The organism is Hamadaea tsunoensis DSM 44101, from assembly GCF_000428945.1.
Classification (GTDB): Bacteria; Actinomycetota; Actinomycetes; order Mycobacteriales; family Micromonosporaceae; genus Hamadaea; species Hamadaea tsunoensis.
This window is the reverse complement of sequence record NZ_AUAX01000020.1, coordinates 98,303-115,153: the sequence shown is the minus strand read 5'-3', so window position 1 is coordinate 115,153 and position 16,851 is coordinate 98,303. Positions and strand designations below refer to the sequence as shown.

Below are 16,851 nucleotides of genomic sequence, written 5' to 3'. Positions count from 1 at the left end.
GTGACCCTTCGCATTTGTCGTGCGTGGGAGGGGTGAAAGGTGTGTTGGGCAGACGCTAGGACCGGGCCGCCGCGATCATCGGTGGTTGACCAGGCAGATCACCGGCAGTTTGGGCCGCGTGCCGGACCAGGAACGGGACGGCGAACCGGGGTTCCGTGCCCGGCGGATGCGGCTGCGGGCGCAGCAGCCCGCGGACGGACAGGTTGCGGGCCAGCCGCGCACACCACTGCGCGGGCAGGCCGGCGACGGTCGCGGCGCGGCTGATCGAGAACGTGCCGCCGAGATCGGTCAGGGCGGCCAGCAGCGCCTGCTCCTGCGGCGGCAGGTCGCGTACCGACGTACGCAGCGCGCCGCGCAGTTCGCTGCCGGTCGCGGGCTCGCCGATGACCGCGAAGGGATCGGCCTCGACCCGGTCCAGCAACGCGGCCGGATCGTAGAACAGCAGCCAGGATGCCGCCCCGGCGAGCGCGGCGGGCAACCCGTCGAGCCGCCGGCACAGCGCCGCGACCGTGTCTGCGTTGCCGGCGGAAAGGCACGGCTCGGCCCCGCTGCGGCGGGCGTGGTGCAGCAGCAGGCGTACCGAGTCGATCTCGCGGAGCGCCGCCGGGTCCAGGCCGTCCGGCGGCACCGGCAGCGGCGCGAGCGGCAGGGCGAACACGCCGCCGGCCGGGATCGGCGTACGCGAGGTCACCACGATCCGCAGGCCCCGGCAGGCGCGCAGCAGCCCGGTCAGCGCCGCGACGTCCAGTGTCGACGCGTCGTAGCCGTCGCAGACGATGACCGCGTCCCGGTCGCCGATGACGGCGCCGAGCTGATCGGCCGCGCTGACTGCGGCCACCGGAGCGACCCCGGCACCGAGTGCCGCGCGGATCAGGGTCACCGTCGGATTCGCCGGCGGCCCCGCGTACGCCGACCAGAGCACGGGCAGCCGGTAGCGGTCGTAGCAGTCGGCCGCCACCTCCAGCGCGAGCCGGGTCTTGCCGACGCCGGCCACCCCGACGAGAGCGGTCAGCCGCTGCCCGCCCGCGAGCGCCTCGCCGAGGTCCGCGAGTTCCGCCGTCCGCCCGATCAACCGGTCGTACGCGGGCGGCAGGTCCGGCGGCTCGTGCCACCAGTCCGGCGCGTCGTCCGGCCGGGTGGCCGCCGCGTGGAACTCGGCCCGCGCCCGGCCGGTCAGTCCCAGCCCGTCGCAGATGAGCCGGACGGTGTCCTGCCGCGGCTGCGCGACCCGGCCCATCTCCAGGTCGCGGATCGCCCGCACGCTCACCGTCGACAGGTCGGCGAGCTGTTGCTGGGTGACGCCGCGGCGCTTTCTCCAATGCCGCAGTACGCCACCGAACTGCAGTGGTATCGACATCGTGGTCATCGTGTTCCCCCAAGAAGCCTGTCCCCGTGCCTCCGGCGCGACCGCGCCTGACTTCCAGCCTCGGGACAGCGCTATCGCGGCGTTATCGCCACGCCTGGTCCGGCGGCCGGATCGCTATCGCCGGGCCTTGTCCGCGCGATAAGGAGCCGAAGGGGCGCCTTCATAGCTTGGGATCAGCACCGAAACGGGCCACCGGGTCGGGCCGAGACGAAGGAGCAATCCCATGCGCCGCAACGGTTTCCGCGTCATCACCCTGCTCGGCACGCTCGCCGTCTCGGCCGGCCTCGCGGCCGTCGCGTTCGCCGGGATCGCCGCCACGACGCCGGGCCGCCCGGCCGGTCCCTCGGGCGTCGTGCTCGCCGACACCCCGTGGGGCGACGGCCTGGTCGCGAGCCCGTCCCCCAGCAGCCACTGACGCACTACACCTTCGCGAGGGCGGCCATCGGCCGCCCTTTCGCCATTCCCGCCCACATCAAATTCAAGATCTTTATTTCCCGGGTTCGTCGATCTCACCTCCGCTCCTCGCGCGGGAGACCGTTCCGGCCCTGGGGGGCCTCCACTGCCAGCTGAGTGGGGCGACGCATCCATCACCGTCGTCCGATCGCTGATTCACCCCTTCCCTTGGCTTTTGTCGCGACTGTCCGATATGGGCATCGGCCACTGGTGTGCATCGCGTATATGTCGGACAGTCGGGACAAAGTCCGGGTGAACCTCGGCGGCGACACCGCATCTGCTACGGGAGCCTGCCCAACGCCATGATCATGTAACCCCATTCCGGCAATGGGGGCGGCCATGCCGTGATCATGTAACGCCATCTCGACAGGAGAGCGCTTTCTCGCCGACATAGGGCTACATGATCAAGGAGTTCGACGCGATCATCAGCGACCACCGTCGGCGACCGTGGACTCCTCACCCGAACTCGGGATCTTGGGTCAGGGGCGGGTTTTCACATCTCAGCCGCTGTCGATCATGCCCAAGCCGTCTCGCCATCAGCCCGAGCCCATGACGCGGGAACGATCTTCCATCACGCGGACGTGGATCACTGAATCCTTGATCATTTACGGCTGGGGTGTAAATCCGGCCCGATCCGCATGATCGTTTACGCGCCTGGTGTAGCCAGAGGCGGTCAGCGCGCTCCAGAACCGCAAACGATCATGCATCGGGGGCCCTTTTCGCACCTCAGCCGTAAACGATCACGCCGCCAGCCCTCACCTAGCCAACAAATCGGACAGTCGCGACAAAGGCCAGGGGTAAGACGGGGGTGAGGCAGCCGTGAGACACAGGGTGAGGGACGCGAGACGGTTCAGAGCAGTGCGGGATCGGGCTCGCCAAGGTCGACCGCGAGCTTCGCCAGCGCCGCCCGGATCTCCCCGACGCCGCGCCGGTCGTAGACCTGCTGTTGCAGGGCGAGCGCCTCGCGGAGCAGCCGGCGCGCTTCGGGAATCCGGCCGAGTTCCGCGCTGAGCACACCGAGCCGGTGCAGGATCCGGCCCTGGCCGACCACGTCGCCGGTGGCGCGTACGAGTTCGAGCAGGCCGTTGAGCAGGTCTTCGGCGTCCGCGTGGCGGCCCTGGGACAGCATCAGGCCGCTGAGCCGGTAGCGGACCTGCACCTCGACGCGCCGGTTGCCGACACCCTGGCTCAGCCCGAGCGCGCGGTGCAGCAGCCCGGCCGCCTCCTCGTACGCGTCGCCGCGCAGCGCGATCTGCGCCTGCTGGCTGAGGATGTGGGCCTGGCCGATCGGGTCGCCGGTCTGCTCGAATCCCGCCAGTGCCTGCCGGTACTGGCCGAGCGCCGCCTCGTCCTCGCGCCGCAACTGGTGCAGGAGGCCGAGGTTGCGCCGGGCGAGCGCGATGCCGGCTACGTCGCCGAGTTCGAGGAAGCCGGCCAGCGCGGGCGTGATCGCGGCTTCGGCTTCGTCGAACCGGGATCGGGACAGGTGCAGCGAGCCGATCGAGCACAGCAGCGCGGCGTCGCCCCGGCGGTCGCCCGCGGCCCGGACGGCTTCGAGCGCCAGGGCGTGCGTACGCTCCCAGTCCTCGTAGTAGCAGCGGGTCTCGAAGAGCGCCACCAGCGCCAGCGCCAGCGACCAGGCCAGCTCGTGGGCACCGGTGCGGGCGGCCTGGGCCACGACCGCGCACAGGTTGGCGCGTTCGGCTTCCAGCCAGCGCAGCGGATCGGTGAGCACCTGGGCGGTGTAGGTCGGCGGCGGGCACAGGGCCGGGATGCGGCCGATGACCGTGGTGTAGTCGCCGCCGTAGATGCGCCGGTGCGCCTCCCGGGCCAGCGCGAGCCAGCCGTCGCCGACCCGGGCGAACTCCTCGGCCCGGCTCTGCGCGCTCTCGTTCAGTTCGAGCTGCTCACGGGCGAACAGCCGGATGATCTCGTGGAACTTGTAGCGCGGGCTGCCGTTCAGGTCCGGCGCGGCGATCTCCAGCAGCTGGACGTCGACCAGCACCTCCAGCAGGTCGGCCGCGCCGAACAGGTCGAGTTCCAGCAGGGCGGCGCCGACCCAGATCGGGAAGGTCACGGCGTCCACCCCGGACAGCAGTCGCAGCAGCCGCCGCGCGCCCGGTTCGAGTCCGTCGTAGGACAGGGCCAGGCTCGCGCGTACCATCAGCGACCCGTGCGCCAGCTCGTCCAGCCGGCGCCGCTCGTCGGCGAGCCGCTCGCGCATCCACGCGAGCGACCAGTGCGGGCGCGCGGCGAGCCGGGCCGCGACCACCCGCAACGCCAGCGGCAGGCCGCCCACCAGCCGGATCAGCGCGTCGGCCGCCGCCGGTTCCGCGGCCACCCGCTCGTCACCGATCACCGCGCTCAGCAGCCGCAGCGACTGGTCCGCGGTCATCACCTCGACCTCGATCACCGTCGCCCGCGGCTGCGCGGTGAGCCGGGTCCGCGTGGTCACCAGCGCCGCGCCCGCCGCCGCGTGCGGCAGCAGGGCCGCGACCTGCGCGTCGTCGGCGGCGTCGTCGAGCACCACCAGCAGGTCGCGTCCCTTCACCAGCCGCCTGTACGCGTGGACGCGCGCCTCCAGCCCGTCCGGTATCGCCTCCCCGGGTACGCCGAGCGCGCGCAGGAACCCGTCGAGCACGTCGATCGCGGTGACGGCCTCGGTACGCGTCCCGCCGAGGTCGGCGTACAGGTGGCCGTCGGGAAAGGAACGCGGGCCCGCATGGTGGGCGGCGTACACGGCGAGGGAGGTCTTTCCGACGCCGGGCTTGCCGGTGAGGATCGTGACCGCGCCGGGCCGGGCGAGCGCCTCGGCCACCGCGGCGGCGAGGTCCTCGCGGGCGGTGAAGTCGGGCAGGTCCGGCGGCCGGAGGTCGGGGATCTCGGCCGGCGGTTCGTCCACGGGGGACGGTGCGGGCCGCGGTGCGGCGACGGGTGCGGGCGCCTCCGGCCGCAGCGCGGGGTCGCCGGCCAGGATGGCGCGTTCGAGCTTGCGCAGTTCCTCGCCGGGCTCCAGGCCGAGCTGTTCGACGAGCAGCTCGCGGCCGTCGCGGTAGACGCGCAGCGCGTCGGCCTGCCGGCCGGCCCGGTAGAGGGCGAGCATCAGCTGGCCGCGCAGCCGCTCGCGCAGCGGATGTTCGTCGACGAGGGCGCCGTGGCTGTCGATGACATGGTGGTGGCGGTCGAGCTGGAGTTCCAGGTCGGCGAGCGCCTCGACGGCGTTGAGCCGCTTCTCGTCGAGCTGGGCCGCCCGCGCCTGCAGGACGCGGCTCGACGTTCCGGTCAGCGCGGCCCCCCGCCACAGGTCCAGGGCGCCGCCGATCCGGTCCGCGGCCGCCGACCGGTGCCCGGTACGCGCCAGCCCGTCGGCCTCGCCCACCAGATCGGTGAACAGATGCGCGTCGACGAGTTCCCGCGGTACGCGCAGCAGGTACCCGGGCGCGCGGGTGACGATGGCGACGTCGTCCCCGAGCGGGGCGAGATGCTGCCGAAGCCCGGAGACACAGATCTGCACCTGCGTACGCGCGGTCGCCGGCGGATCGTCGTACCAGATGGCGTCGATCAGCTGGTCGATGCGTACGACCCGGTTGGCCTCGATCAGCAGGGCCGACAGCACGATCTGATGGCGGCCCGGCGGCAGTGGCGCCAGGTCGGCGTCCGCGGTGATGTCGAGGGCGCCGAGCACCCGGAACACCGGCCCCGCGCGGCGGCCGGCCCCCTCACGTGCGTCGGCCACATCGTCTCCTTCGACTCGGGACCACAACGGTCTTGCTCACCGCCGACGTTCCCCATGAGAGCGCTGTGCGACCTGCGTGCGCCGTGCGACCAAATAACGCCGACAATCACGAGAATGCCCGAAATGCACATCGCATTCTGTGAATGTTTTACCGCGACGATAGCAGGAGGTTAGCGCGCGCGAAACGGCTGGTCGCAAGCTGAGTCGGACAAATGACTTTGAACGACTCGCCCCCTCCGGCGAGGTCCGATCGGAGAATCCCGTGGAGCATGACAAGCTTTCCGCCGCGCGTACCGGCAGCGCCGCCGTGGCCGCGATCGGGATCGACCACGCCCGGCTGAGCTACGCCTATCTCAACAATGGGGACATCGACTCGTATGTCTCGCTTTTCGAGCCGGACGCCGTGGTCCGCAGTCCCGAGGCCGAGCCGATCCGGGGCCGGGCCGCCCTCGAAGTGGCCCGCACCGCCGACGCCCCCGGCACCCGCGCCCGCTACCTGACGCAGAGCGTCTTCGCCTCCGGCAATCGCGTCGCCGTGACCGGAAGACTGACCCGGGCAGTGGCCGCGTTCGGCTATCAGGACGTGGAATTCGCCGACATCTTCACGGTCGGCGAATCGGGCCTTTTCGTCGAGCAATCGAGATACTTCTTCGTCTCGGCGAATGCCGCGTCACCGAGTCCTCAATAGAATGAGACTGGCGGATGTCCGCTACCCTGCCGCCATGAACGACGGCTTGGACCCGCCCGAGGACGAAAGACTCCGCGAGCGCCTGGGCGACGAGGAATTCCACAACCTGTACCGCCACACCTGGCGCCGTCGCCACATTCGTCGCGGCCCCCTCGGCGAACTGCTGCAGCGGCTGGTCACCCGGCGCGGGGCGGCGGTGATCTTAGGAATCCTGGCCCTGGTCGTCGCGGGCCGGTACTGGATCGATTTCTCGACCGCCCCGGCACCCCTCTACGGAACGGTGGCGGTCACCGCGACCGGCAGCGGGTACGCCTTCAGCGGGGTGTTCCGATCGGCCGACGGAAAGACCACCGAGGCGGTCGCCGACGCCCATGCCACGAGCCCGGTCAGCATCGGCGACGCGGTGCCTGTCTGGTATCTCGGCGCAGGCAAGGCGACCACTGTGGACCCCGGTGGCGGCTCCGACTCCGGCGTACTGCCCGTCGTCTTCATCATCCTTGTCGCCATGGCCGTCGTCGGCATCGCCGCCCTGCTGTTCTGGTTACGGCGCGCCGCCTCTTCAGCACCGTGAGCCACTGCCGCTCGCCCACTGGTATTTATTGATGTGCATCTCTTGCGTACGGATGCGGGCTCTGCTTGTCTACTACGAACCGTCCCCAGACGGTCCCGACCAGAGGAGCCCCCATGACATCCAGAACGGTGACGGCACGATCTGCCCTCGCTGTTTTCGCCGCCGCCCTGATCACACAGATCTCGCTGAGCGCACCACCGGCGACCGCCGCGCCGGCCGCCGCCCCGGTGACCCTCGCGGCCGCGCCCACCATCGACGTCAACAACGTCAAGGCCCACCTGCAGCAGTTGCAGACCATCGCCACCAACGCGGGCGGCAACCGGGCGACCGGCACCGCCGGGCACACCAACTCGGTCGCGTACGTGCAGCAGAAGCTGACCGACGCCGGGTTCACGGTGACCGCGCAGACCTGCACCACCTGCAACGGCTCGGCGAAGAACATCATCGCCGACTGGCCGGGCGGCGACACGAACAACACCTACATGTTCGGCGGCCACCTCGACAGCGTGTCGGCCGGGCCGGGCATCAACGACGACGGCTCCGGGTCGGCCGCACTGCTGGAGGTCGCGCTGCAACTGGCCGCCGCCCACCCGACCATGACCAACCACGTACGCTTCGGCTGGTGGGCCGGCGAGGAGCAGGGCCTGATCGGCTCGAAGTTCTACGTCAACTCGCTGACCTCGGCCCAGAAGACGGCCATCAAGGCGTACGGGACGTTCGACATGATCGCCTCGACGAACGGCGGCTACTTCGTCACCGGCACCGACGCCATCGCGGTGAAGCTGCGCGAGTACTTCACGTCGATCAGCGTACCGACGGAGACGTCGACCGAGTGCTGCAGCGACGACGGCTCCTTCCGCAACGCCGGCATCCCGTCGTCCATCAACTCGACCGGGGCCAGCTACACCAAGACCAGCGCCCAGGTGACCAAGTGGGGCGGCACGGCCGGAGCGGCGTACGACTCGTGCTACCACAAGGCGTGCGACAGCTATCCGTCCAATGTGAACTCTACGTCGCTGGGCCGGTTCGCCAACGCCCAGGCGTACGCCATCTGGGCTCTGGCCACAGGCACGGCGACGAACGACTTCTCGGTGGCGCTCAGCCCCGCGAGCGGCGCGGTGAACCCCGGCTCGGCGGCGACGTCGACGGTGAGCACGGCCACGACGGCGGGCAGCGCGCAGTCGGTGACGCTCAGCGCGAGCGGCGCGCCGAGCGGGGCGACGGTGAGCTTCAGCCCGGCCAGCGTGACCACGGGCAGCTCCTCGACGATGACCGTGTCGACCACCAGCAGCACGGCACCGGGCACCTACACGATCACCGTGACGGCGACGGGTTCGGTCACGCACAGCGCGACCTACAGCCTCACCGTCAACGGGACCGGCGGATGCACGGGCGCGGGGCAGAAGTTCACCAACCCCGGCTTCGAGTCGGGCACGACCGGCTGGACGCAGACCTCCGGCGTCATCGGCGCGAACACGGGCGACGGCGCACCCCGGACCGGGACCCAGTCGGCCTGGCTCGACGGGTACGGCAGCAGCCACACCGACACGCTGTCGCAGTCGGTGACCCTGCCGTCGGGCTGCTCGTCCTACACCCTGGCGTTCTACCTGAAGATCGTCACGGCGGAGACGACCACGACCACGGCCTATGACAAGCTCACGGTCACCGTCGGCACGACGACCCTCCAGACGTACTCGAACCTCAACGCCGCGGGTTACACGCTGCGCTCGTTCAACCTGTCCGCGTACGCCGGCCAGACCGTGACGATCAAGTGGAGCGGGGTCGAGGACGCGTCGCTCGCGACGTCCTTCGTCATCGACGACACCTCGGTGACGGTCGCCTGACACCCTTCCCCGCTTTGCCCGGGCTGGGCCGTGACCCCGCTGGGCCTTGACCCCGCTGGGCCTTGACCCCGTTTGGATCAGGGAAATCACCCGAATCATGGTCCATGATTCGGGTGATTTCCCTGATCCAAACGGGATCTTGCCTTGACGGGAGCCCGGGGCGTGGAGGCTTGGGAGCGTTCCCATGCTAGCGTCCGCACATGCGAATGCATCGCTCTCTGTTCCGGCTCGCGGCGACCGTCCTCGCCGTGGCCCTCGCCGTCGCCGTCGAGGCCACGCCCGCCCACGCCTCCCTCTGGCAACTCAATGACGGCTTCGAGGCCAACCCGGCCGCCACCTGGTCCTGCTGGCACACCGTCGAAGACCCCAGCTTCGTCAACGGCTGCAACATCGGCTTCACCGACGCCAACGCCCACTCGCCCAGCCACGCCAGCTGGATCCAGGGCAACTCCGGCTGGTCGGACATCGGCCGCACCGTACACCTCACGCCATTCCTGGCCGGGCGTACGCTCAACTGCGCCGCCCAGCTCCAGGGCCGGGTGATCACCAACAACACGCAGCTGCACGGGCAGCTCGAAGTGATCGACGTGGCCTCGTGGACCTACATCACGATCAAGCCGTTCGTCCTCACCAAGGCCAACGACTTCCTGCTGTGGCGGGCGATCACGACGTCCGCGTGGACCCCGCCGCACGCGGACGTCTTCGTGCGGATCGGCCTGATCGGCGAGAACCTCAACCAGCTCGACGCCCTGGAAGTGGACGACCTCATCGTCCAATGCGGATACTGACCCGCCGGCCACGAGACGGGCGCGTCGAGCGCCCGTCTCCGGGGCACCTGCCCTAAAATGGCCGTTTCCGGATCGGTGGTGACGGCATGCCCGGACAGCTTCCCTCCCCGCCCGCGGCGCGATCCCGCCGGCGGATCTGGATCGCCCTCGGCATCGCCGGACTGCTGCTCGCCCTCTGCTGCACCGGCAGCGCGCTGTCGTCGCTGACCACCCGGTAGGTCGCCGACCACCCGGTGGTCAGTACGGCTGCTCCACCGGCAGCAAGGCCCGCGCTCCGTCCAGATCCCGCGCCCCGACCAACCGGTGGATCTCGTGGCAGAGCGGCGTCACGTCCTCGATCCCCACGATCCAGTCATCCGCGTACGCGTGGACGGCCGCACCCGACAGCCCGACCTGGATCGCCCGGTACGCCAACGGTCGCAGCTGCAGATCGCGCTCGGGATCCCACTGGACGCGTACCGGGGCGCGAAGCGCGGCCCGCCAGGCGTCGCGGGAAGCGTGGACATCCGGTTCGTAGCCGCTGAGCGCGCTGTTCGCCAGAGCCCAGTCGAAGCCTTCCCGCCGGATCCGGATCGCCAGTACGCGTTCCTGCCCGGCCTTCGTCGCCCAGCCGCTGCGGTACATCATCCAGAGGAAGGACGGCTTGATCCACGTCATGCGCTCCCGCCGGAAGCCCGCCCCGAACCGTCCCGCCGCGGCCGCGGGGTCCGCGATGGCCGGCGCGTACGCCTGGTAGACGGTGAGGGTCGAGTCGTCGTGCCGGGCGCGGATCTGGCGGAGCGGGGTATTCACGATCGTCGACGGTAGCGGGCACGGGCAGTCCTGGGCGAGTGATATTGCGCGGCTTGCATACCGTACGTACGTACTGTTACGTTGGCCGGATGAACGAGTTCTCGCCCACGACGCTCGCCGACATCCTCGGCCGCGGCCAGGTCATGGCGGCCAGCATCCGTCCGTTGTGGACGCCGATCCCGCGGATCGCCGGCCCGGCCTTCACCGTACGCTGTCCGCCCGGCGACAACCTGATGCTGCACGCGGCGATCCACCGCGCGCCGGCCGGCTCGGTCATCGTGGTGGAGTCCGGCGATCTCGACTATGCGCTGGCGGGCGGGAACGTGTGCGCGGTCGCGCAGGACCGGGGCATCGCGGGGTTCGTCGTCGACGGCATGATCCGCGACCTCGCCGAGGTACGCGAGCGCGGCTTCCCCGTCTTCGGCCGCGGTGTCATCCCCATCCCGGGTACGAAGAAGGCGGTCACCGACATGAACGTGCCGGTGGTGTGCGGGGGCGTCACGGTCAGCCCGGCCGACATCGTCGTGGCCGACGAGGAGGGGATCGTGGTGGTTCCGGCCGAACGCCGCCCGGACGTGTACGCGGCCGCCCGCGTGAGGGTCGACCGCGAGCAGGCGCAGACGCTGGCGGAGTGGCGCGCCGACCACGAAGCCCGCATCACCGCCCTCCTCGCCGCCTGACCCGCCCCCCGACACCCTCCCGCAGGCCCTCAAGATCCCGCTTGGATCAGGGAAATCACCCGAATCTTGGGCCATGATTCGGGTGATTTCCCTGATCCAAACCAGATCTTGGCGGCGGCCCCGGGGCGGGGGCTCGGGGCGGGGGCTCGGGGCGGGGGCCCGGGGCGGCGGCCCGGGGCGGGGGCCGCGGGTCAGCTCGTGAGGACGGGGACCGTGCCGATCAGGATGCGGTGGTCCGAGCACGATCCGGCCGGATACGCTCCCGCCTTGGCCGGGATCTTCGTGCAGGCCGTCGAGATCGCCAGTGAATCCCCGGAGTACGCGCCCGCCAGCCGGTCCTCCCGGACGAAGATGAGGTCGATCTTCCCTTCCGGCTGGGTGGCGCTGCACGGTGGCGTACCGCCGGGGGTGCCGGTCGCCGTCCATTCGCCGTAGCCGGGGCAGTTGGCAGGGTCATTGTCGTCGAGTTCGCGGTAGTGGCCCGTGTTGCCGCCGTTGTTGACCGTGGACAGAGTCGGCGAGTACCAGTTGTCGAGGCGACCGTAGTGCGGCTGGGCGTTGAAGTCACCGGCGATGATCACCGTGTCGCCCGCCGACCGGTACGCCTCCACCTGTGCCAGGACCGCGTTCAGCTGGTTGACGTTGTTGGGCTGGCCGTTGGCGCCGTTCGCGTTGCTCGTCGTGATGTGGGTCGTGCAGAAGCGTACGTGCGGCAGGCTGACGACGTTGTCGCACAACAGGTTGCGGTTTTCGACACTGCCGTCGGACGGTAGCGTGATCCGGGCCGCCGGGCCGAGCGGCAGCTTGCTGAAGACGGCGTTGCCGAACTCCTCGCCGCCGCCGCAGAGGCCGGCCGCGGGTGAGCGGCTCGCGGCGAACCGGGAGAAGTTCGTCGTGTCGGCCGGCCAGCCCCGGGCCGCGAGGCCGTCCTGGATCGCCTGGTACTGGCCCCAGCACAGCTCGTTGAGGGAGGCGAAGGTCGCGCCGCGGCTCACGATCGAGGAGACCGCGCCGTCGACCATCTGGTCGACGGCGCCACCGTGCATGGTGTTGCCGGCGACGTTCCACTGCCACACGGTGTAGGTCGCGCTGGAAGTGGCGGCTGCGGCGGGCGGCGCGGCGAGGAACCCGGCGAGGCAGGCTGCCGCGAGGGCCGCCGCGGATCTGGACATGAAGGGCATGGTGCGTCTCCTCGGCGGACACTGTGGACGAAACAAGATCCATCCTGCCCCACGAACGATCATCCTGAAAGGACGAACTCGCCGCCGACCGGCAGCACTTCCGCCCGTCCCCGGCCCAGCCGCCGCATCTCGTGCTGGAACGCCCGGCCGGGCGCGACCAGGCGCGTACGCATCACGGGGCGCAGGGCGAACGGATGCAGGGTGCCCCAGTGCACCGGGATCGCGACGTCCGCGCCGGCCAGGGCGGCGGCCCGCGCGGCCGCGTCCGGGTCGAGGTGGCCGGGGCCGAGGCGGGGTCCCCAGCCCCACACGGGGATCGCCGCGACGTCCAGCCGGCCGGTGCCGGTGAGACCGGGCAGGTCCCGCATCGCGGGGTGCAGCGCGGTGTCCCCGGCCAGCCAGACCGAACCCTCGGGCCCGTCGACCACGTGGCCGACGGCGAGAGCGCGCGGACCCCAGGGCTCCCGGCGCCCGTGATGCTCGGCGTGGACGACGGTCACGGACACCTCGCCGCCGGCGGGTCCGTCGGGCAGGACGCCGCCGCGCACCGGCACCAGATCCCCGGGACCGGCTTCGACCACCCCGCCGACACCCTGCTTCGTCAGCCACGCACCCGCGCCCGCCGGCACGATCACCACGGGCGCGCCGAGGAGGCGCAGGGAGCGTACGTCGCAGTGGTCGTGGTGCAGGTGCGAGATCAGGACCGCGTCCACCGCCAGCTCACCGGCAGCCATCCGCAGCACCGCGGCGGGCATCGGCACCGCCCACCGCAGCCCGTTCACCCGCGGGCGCAGCAGCGGGTCCGCGGCGACGCGTACGCCGGCGGTCTCGACGAGCACACCGGAGTGGCCCAGCCAGGTGATCCTCATGGGCCGTCCGCCCGGCGCGCGCCGCAGCGCTCGAGCCAGCGCACGAGCTGGCGGTGCACCATGTCCGCGCCGTAGAGCAGGTCGCCGTCGAGCAGGTCCGCGTCGATCTTCCAGCCCGCCGGGTGGACCAGCGCGGCCTCGTTCTGCCACCCGCCCAGCCCGCCGTGGCACCCGACGAGCTCCTCGAACGCGTGCACCTCCCCCGTCCGCGGGTCCAGCGAGGAGTGCACGTACAGGTCCGGCGCCGTCGTCATCGCCGCCACCCGCGCCAGGTCACGTGCGGCGCGCGGCCCGAACGGCGCCAGCGGGTCCGTGCCTTCCACTGTTCCGTCACCCAGCACGTGTACGCCTTCCGGCCCGATCGCGAGCGCCCCGCGACCGCTGTCCACCACGACGAACCCGACCCCGGGTTCGGCCAGCAGCCCGGGGATCAGGTCGGGGAACTCGCGCCGGATCACCTCCACCGGTACGCGTCCCGGCAGCCGCGGGAACCACACGAGGCCGAGATTGCCGGACCCCGCGACGACCAGTTCCGGGGTCTGGGTGCGTACGCCGTCCGGCCGCTCCCGCCGCGCGGACCACCGGGCGGTCGTCTTCGTGGCGCTCAGCAGCTCGGTCAGCATCGCGTTGACCGGCCCCCACGCCTCGACCGTGCTGGTCTCGTCCATGGTGGCGGCCCGGTCGGCGCCGATCCGGCGGCGTACCGCCTCTTCGAGGGTGTGCCCGGCCAGCTGGAAGAAGGTCGCGCCCTGGCTCTGCCCGTGGTCGGACAGCACCACGAACTCGTACGCGCGCGGCGCCGCGGCCGCCACCTGTTCGAGCGTGCCGAGGACCCGGTCGACGCCCCGCAGCGCGTCGAGCGCCTCGGGCCGCAGGACCCCGGCGTGGTGGGCGATCTCGTCGTAGTCCACGAAGTCCACGAAGATCACCGGCGCGCCGGCCATCATGTGCTCGGCGACGAGCGCGACGTTGAGGTCGCGCAGGACGGCGTTGGTGGCGCCGCGCAGCAGGACGTACGAGCCGTGCCGGGGCACGCGCGGCTCGACGCCGCGCAACCGCTGCTGGCGGCCCTGGTACAGCTCCTTGAGCATCTCGGCGACGGTGAGCACGAGGGCCCGGGCGAACACGAACGGGCTGGCGAACAACCGCAGGTACGCCCGGCCCGGCCCGAGCCCGCCGCGGCCGCTCGCGAGCCGGCTCATCACCATGAGGGCGGTCGGCGCGTCGCCGGTGAACATGTTCGAGATGCCGACCCCGCCGTCGGCGAGCAGGCCGCGACCGTTCGACAGCCGCTTCTCGATCTCGGCGGCGTCGGCCGGGCGGTTGGCGACGACCAGCCGGCCGAGTTTCTTGTCGTACCAGCGGAAGGCGGAGATGCCGTCGTTCGTCCCGTGCAGCAGCGCGGCCTGGCTGGCCGGCGTGGTCGACGGTACGCGGGCCCACCAGCGGGCCACGTCGTGGCGGCCCGTGCGTACCCAGCGGGCGAGGGTGGGCAGGTCGCCGGAGACGACGCCGAACCGGAGCACGGGGAAGGGCAGCCCGTCGATCTGGACGATCACCACGCCGGCCGGCCCGCCCCCGGGTACGCCGGACCGCGCCCGCTTCTCGCCCCGCCGGATCAGGTCGGCGACCAGGTACGAGCTGTCGTTCACCCCGATCAGCCAGCGGACGGCGGCCAGCACGACGGCGACCACGATCAGGGTCAGCACGGCGGCCCCGATGCCGGTGAGGGTCACGCCGGGCACGATGTTGACCGCGATCCAGAGCACGGCCAGCTGTACGAGCACGCCGAGCACCATCGCGGCCACGGCGCCGGCCCGGCCCGCCACCAGCCGCAGGACCGGCCGGGCGAGCGCGTCGACGGCGGCGGTGACGACCGCCAGGACGACCGCCGTCCACCAGGGCGCCAGGTCGAACCCGTCCACCAGCGCGGCCGCGACCAGCAGGGCCAGCGCGGTCGGCACCAGGCCCAGCAGCGCGTCACGCAGATCGCCGGCGCGCAGCGGCCCCGGGCGGCGAGAGGTCATCCGCTCATCGTCGCACCGCTCTGCTGGTATATGTCCCGATTCCCCGGGAGCGTGACCGTCACCGTGAGACCGCCGCCGGGGTCGGGCGCCGCCGTGACCGTGCCGGCGTGGGCGAGCACGATCGCGCGGACGATCGCCAGGCCCAGGCCGGTCGAGCCGCCGGCGACCCGGCCGGCCGACAGCCGCTGGAACGGCTCGAACAGCCGCTCGACCTCGGCCGCCGGGATCACCGCCCCGCTGTTGCGTACGCGGACCGTGGCCGCCGGCCCGTCGCTTTCCGTGATCACGTCGACCCGGCCGCCGGGGTGGTTGTGCCGGACGGCGTTCTGCACGAGGTTCGCCACGAGCCTGTCGAGCAGCGCCGGATCGCCGGTGACCGGGGCCGGGCGCAGGTCGCTCGTCATGCTCAGCCCGGCCGCCTCGGCTTCGGGATCGGCGTCGGCGAGCGCGGCGGCCGCCGCCTCCGCCAGGTCGCACGGGTCGCTCGCGAGCACCCCGCTCTCGCTGCGGGCCAGGGCGAGCAGGCCGTCGAGCAGCCGTTCGGCCCGCCCGGTCGCGACGAGCGCCCGCCGGGCCGAGGCCGTCCACTGTTCCGCCGTACTGTCCCGGCGCCCGAGCTGCACCTCCGCCCCGGTACGCACGATCGCCAGCGGCGTACGCAGCTCGTGGGCGGCGTCGGCGACGAACCGGCGTTGCGCGGCGAACGAGGCCTCCAGCCGGGTCACCATCTCGTCGAAGGTGTCCGCCAGCTCCTTGAGCTCGTCGCGCGGACCGGTCAGGGCTATCCGCTCGTGCAGCCGGTCCTGCGAGATGCGTCTCGTGGCGGCGGTCAGCGTACGCAACGGGCGCAGCACCCGCCCCGCGACCAGCCAGCAGATCGCCAGCCCTACGAACGCGGCGACCGCCAGCGCGGCGGCGGAGGGACCGGCGGCGTTGCGTACCGCGCTGGTACGCAGCTCGGCCGCCAGCTCCTGCTGCAGTTCGAGCGCGCGGGCTTTCTGCGCGTCCTTGCTGTCCTCGTACTCCGGGGTCGGCTTCGGCGTGGTCGCGACATCGTCGGGACGCGGGCCGTTGATCTGCGCGTACAGGCTGTTGTAGAGGAGGGTGTCGTTGATGGCGAGGACCGTGGCGCAGGTGCCGAGCAGGATGACCGCGAAGGCCAGGGTGAGCCGCAGGCGGATCGTGGGCCTCACAGCCGGTACCCCGCTCCCACGACGGTCTCGACCAGCGGCGGGTCGCCGAGCTTGCGGCGCAGCCGGGCGACGGTGACCCGCACGGTCGCGGTGAACGGGTCGGCGTGCTCGTCCCAGGCGCGTTCGAGCAGGTCCTCGGCGCTGACCACGGCGCCGTCGGCGGACATGAGGATCTCCAGCACGGCCAGCTCCTTCGTGGTCAGCGGGATGAGCCGGCCGTCGCGGGTGACGGTCCGGCGGGCGGTGTCGAAGGCCAGCCCGGCCCGGTGCAGGACGCGCGGCGCGTTGTTCGCCCGCCGCGCGAGCGCGCGTACCCGCAGCACCAGCTCGTCGAAGACGAACGGCTTGGCCAGGTAGTCGTCGGCGCCCAGGCGCAGCCCGGCGACCCGGTCCGCGGCCTCCCCCGCCGCGGTCAGCATCAGGATCCGCGCGTCGGTCCCGCCCGCCGCGAGCGCGGTGCAGACCTGATCCCCGTGTACGCGCGGCAGGTCGCGGTCGAGCACGATCACGTCGTACCGGTTGGCGCCGGCCTTGTGCAGCCCGTCGAGACCGTCCCCGGCCAGGTCGACGGCCATGCCGTGGTCGCGCAGGCCCTCGGCCACCTGCTCGGCGAGCAGCGGTTCGTCCTCGATCAGCAGTACGCGCACCGGTTCCCCTTCCCGC

15 protein-coding genes are annotated in these 16,851 nt (G+C 71.7%); 7 read left to right on the top strand and 8 right to left on the bottom strand.

Going from position 1 to position 16,851, the window contains the following annotated elements; translation table 11 throughout:
* Positions 1-55: 55 nt before the first annotated feature.
* Positions 56-1,357, bottom strand: coding sequence for a helix-turn-helix domain-containing protein (locus G401_RS48705; RefSeq protein WP_169734255.1), 1,302 nt, complete (start codon positions 1,355-1,357; stop codon positions 56-58).
* 232 nt (positions 1,358-1,589) lie between these two features.
* On the opposite strand from G401_RS48705, the gene G401_RS0126910 reads away from it, so the two are divergent.
* Positions 1,590-1,781, top strand: a complete 192-nt coding sequence (locus tag G401_RS0126910; RefSeq protein WP_027344914.1) for a hypothetical protein — start codon at positions 1,590-1,592, stop codon at positions 1,779-1,781.
* Positions 1,782-2,669: 888 nt separating this feature from the next.
* On the opposite strand, the gene G401_RS48700 is transcribed toward G401_RS0126910, so the two are convergent.
* On the bottom strand, positions 2,670-5,555 hold the full coding sequence (locus G401_RS48700; RefSeq protein WP_211240850.1) for an AfsR/SARP family transcriptional regulator: 2,886 nt from the start codon (positions 5,553-5,555) through the stop codon (positions 2,670-2,672).
* Between the two features lie 262 nt (positions 5,556-5,817).
* Here G401_RS48700 and G401_RS0126900 point away from each other — a divergent pair, with 262 nt between their 5' ends.
* The 5 genes from G401_RS0126900 (at position 5,818) to G401_RS58435 (ending at position 9,664) form a co-directional block, all read left to right on the top strand.
* Positions 5,818-6,243: a nuclear transport factor 2 family protein gene (locus G401_RS0126900; RefSeq protein WP_027344913.1), complete on the top strand. Its 426-nt coding sequence runs from the start codon at positions 5,818-5,820 to the stop codon at positions 6,241-6,243.
* A 34-nt stretch (positions 6,244-6,277) separates the two neighbouring features.
* Positions 6,278-6,814, top strand: a complete 537-nt coding sequence (locus tag G401_RS0126895; protein ID WP_027344912.1) for a hypothetical protein — start codon at positions 6,278-6,280, stop codon at positions 6,812-6,814.
* Between the two features lie 113 nt (positions 6,815-6,927).
* Entirely contained in the window at positions 6,928-8,658 is a 1,731-nt protein-coding gene (locus G401_RS0126890; protein ID WP_027344911.1) for a M28 family peptidase, read from the top strand.
* Positions 8,659-8,858: 200 nt separating this feature from the next.
* Entirely contained in the window at positions 8,859-9,446 is a 588-nt protein-coding gene (locus G401_RS0126885; protein WP_157546367.1) for a hypothetical protein, read from the top strand.
* Positions 9,447-9,532: 86 nt separating this feature from the next.
* Positions 9,533-9,664, top strand: a complete 132-nt coding sequence (locus G401_RS58435) for a hypothetical protein (RefSeq protein WP_281174212.1) — start codon at positions 9,533-9,535, stop codon at positions 9,662-9,664.
* Between the two features lie 19 nt (positions 9,665-9,683).
* Here G401_RS58435 and G401_RS0126875 read toward each other — a convergent pair whose 3' ends face one another.
* Positions 9,684-10,238, bottom strand: coding sequence for a DUF4291 domain-containing protein (locus tag G401_RS0126875; RefSeq protein ID WP_027344909.1), 555 nt, complete (start codon positions 10,236-10,238; stop codon positions 9,684-9,686).
* 89 nt (positions 10,239-10,327) lie between these two features.
* Here G401_RS0126875 and G401_RS0126870 point away from each other — a divergent pair, with 89 nt between their 5' ends.
* The gene (locus G401_RS0126870; RefSeq protein WP_027344908.1) at positions 10,328-10,918 is read left to right on the top strand and encodes an RraA family protein; all 591 of its coding nucleotides are present in this window, start codon (positions 10,328-10,330) and stop codon (positions 10,916-10,918) included.
* A gap of 191 nt (positions 10,919-11,109) precedes the next feature.
* Here the strand turns inward: G401_RS0126870 and G401_RS0126865 are convergent, their stop codons facing one another.
* The 5 genes from G401_RS0126865 to G401_RS0126845 all read right to left on the bottom strand — a co-directional run bounded on the left by G401_RS0126865 (position 11,110) and on the right by G401_RS0126845 (position 16,835).
* Entirely contained in the window at positions 11,110-12,090 is a 981-nt protein-coding gene (locus G401_RS0126865; protein ID WP_027344907.1) for an endonuclease/exonuclease/phosphatase family protein, read from the bottom strand.
* A 68-nt stretch (positions 12,091-12,158) separates the two neighbouring features.
* Positions 12,159-12,968 carry an MBL fold metallo-hydrolase gene (locus tag G401_RS0126860; RefSeq protein ID WP_034593228.1) on the bottom strand — a complete coding sequence of 270 codons (810 nt, stop codon included), beginning with the start codon at positions 12,966-12,968 and terminating at the stop codon, positions 12,159-12,161.
* Positions 12,965-14,995 (bottom strand): alkaline phosphatase family protein, encoded by a 2,031-nt coding sequence (locus G401_RS0126855; RefSeq protein ID WP_027344905.1) that lies wholly within the window; start codon positions 14,993-14,995, stop codon positions 12,965-12,967. Before G401_RS0126855 ends, G401_RS0126860 begins: the two co-directional genes overlap by 4 nt.
* Positions 14,992-16,188: a sensor histidine kinase gene (locus tag G401_RS48695; RefSeq protein ID WP_034593227.1), complete on the bottom strand. Its 1,197-nt coding sequence runs from the start codon at positions 16,186-16,188 to the stop codon at positions 14,992-14,994. The genes G401_RS0126855 and G401_RS48695 overlap by 4 nt, the downstream gene beginning before the upstream one ends.
* Positions 16,185-16,835, bottom strand: coding sequence for a response regulator transcription factor (locus G401_RS0126845; protein WP_027344904.1), 651 nt, complete (start codon positions 16,833-16,835; stop codon positions 16,185-16,187). The genes G401_RS48695 and G401_RS0126845 overlap by 4 nt, the downstream gene beginning before the upstream one ends.
* Positions 16,836-16,851 lie beyond the last annotated feature (16 nt).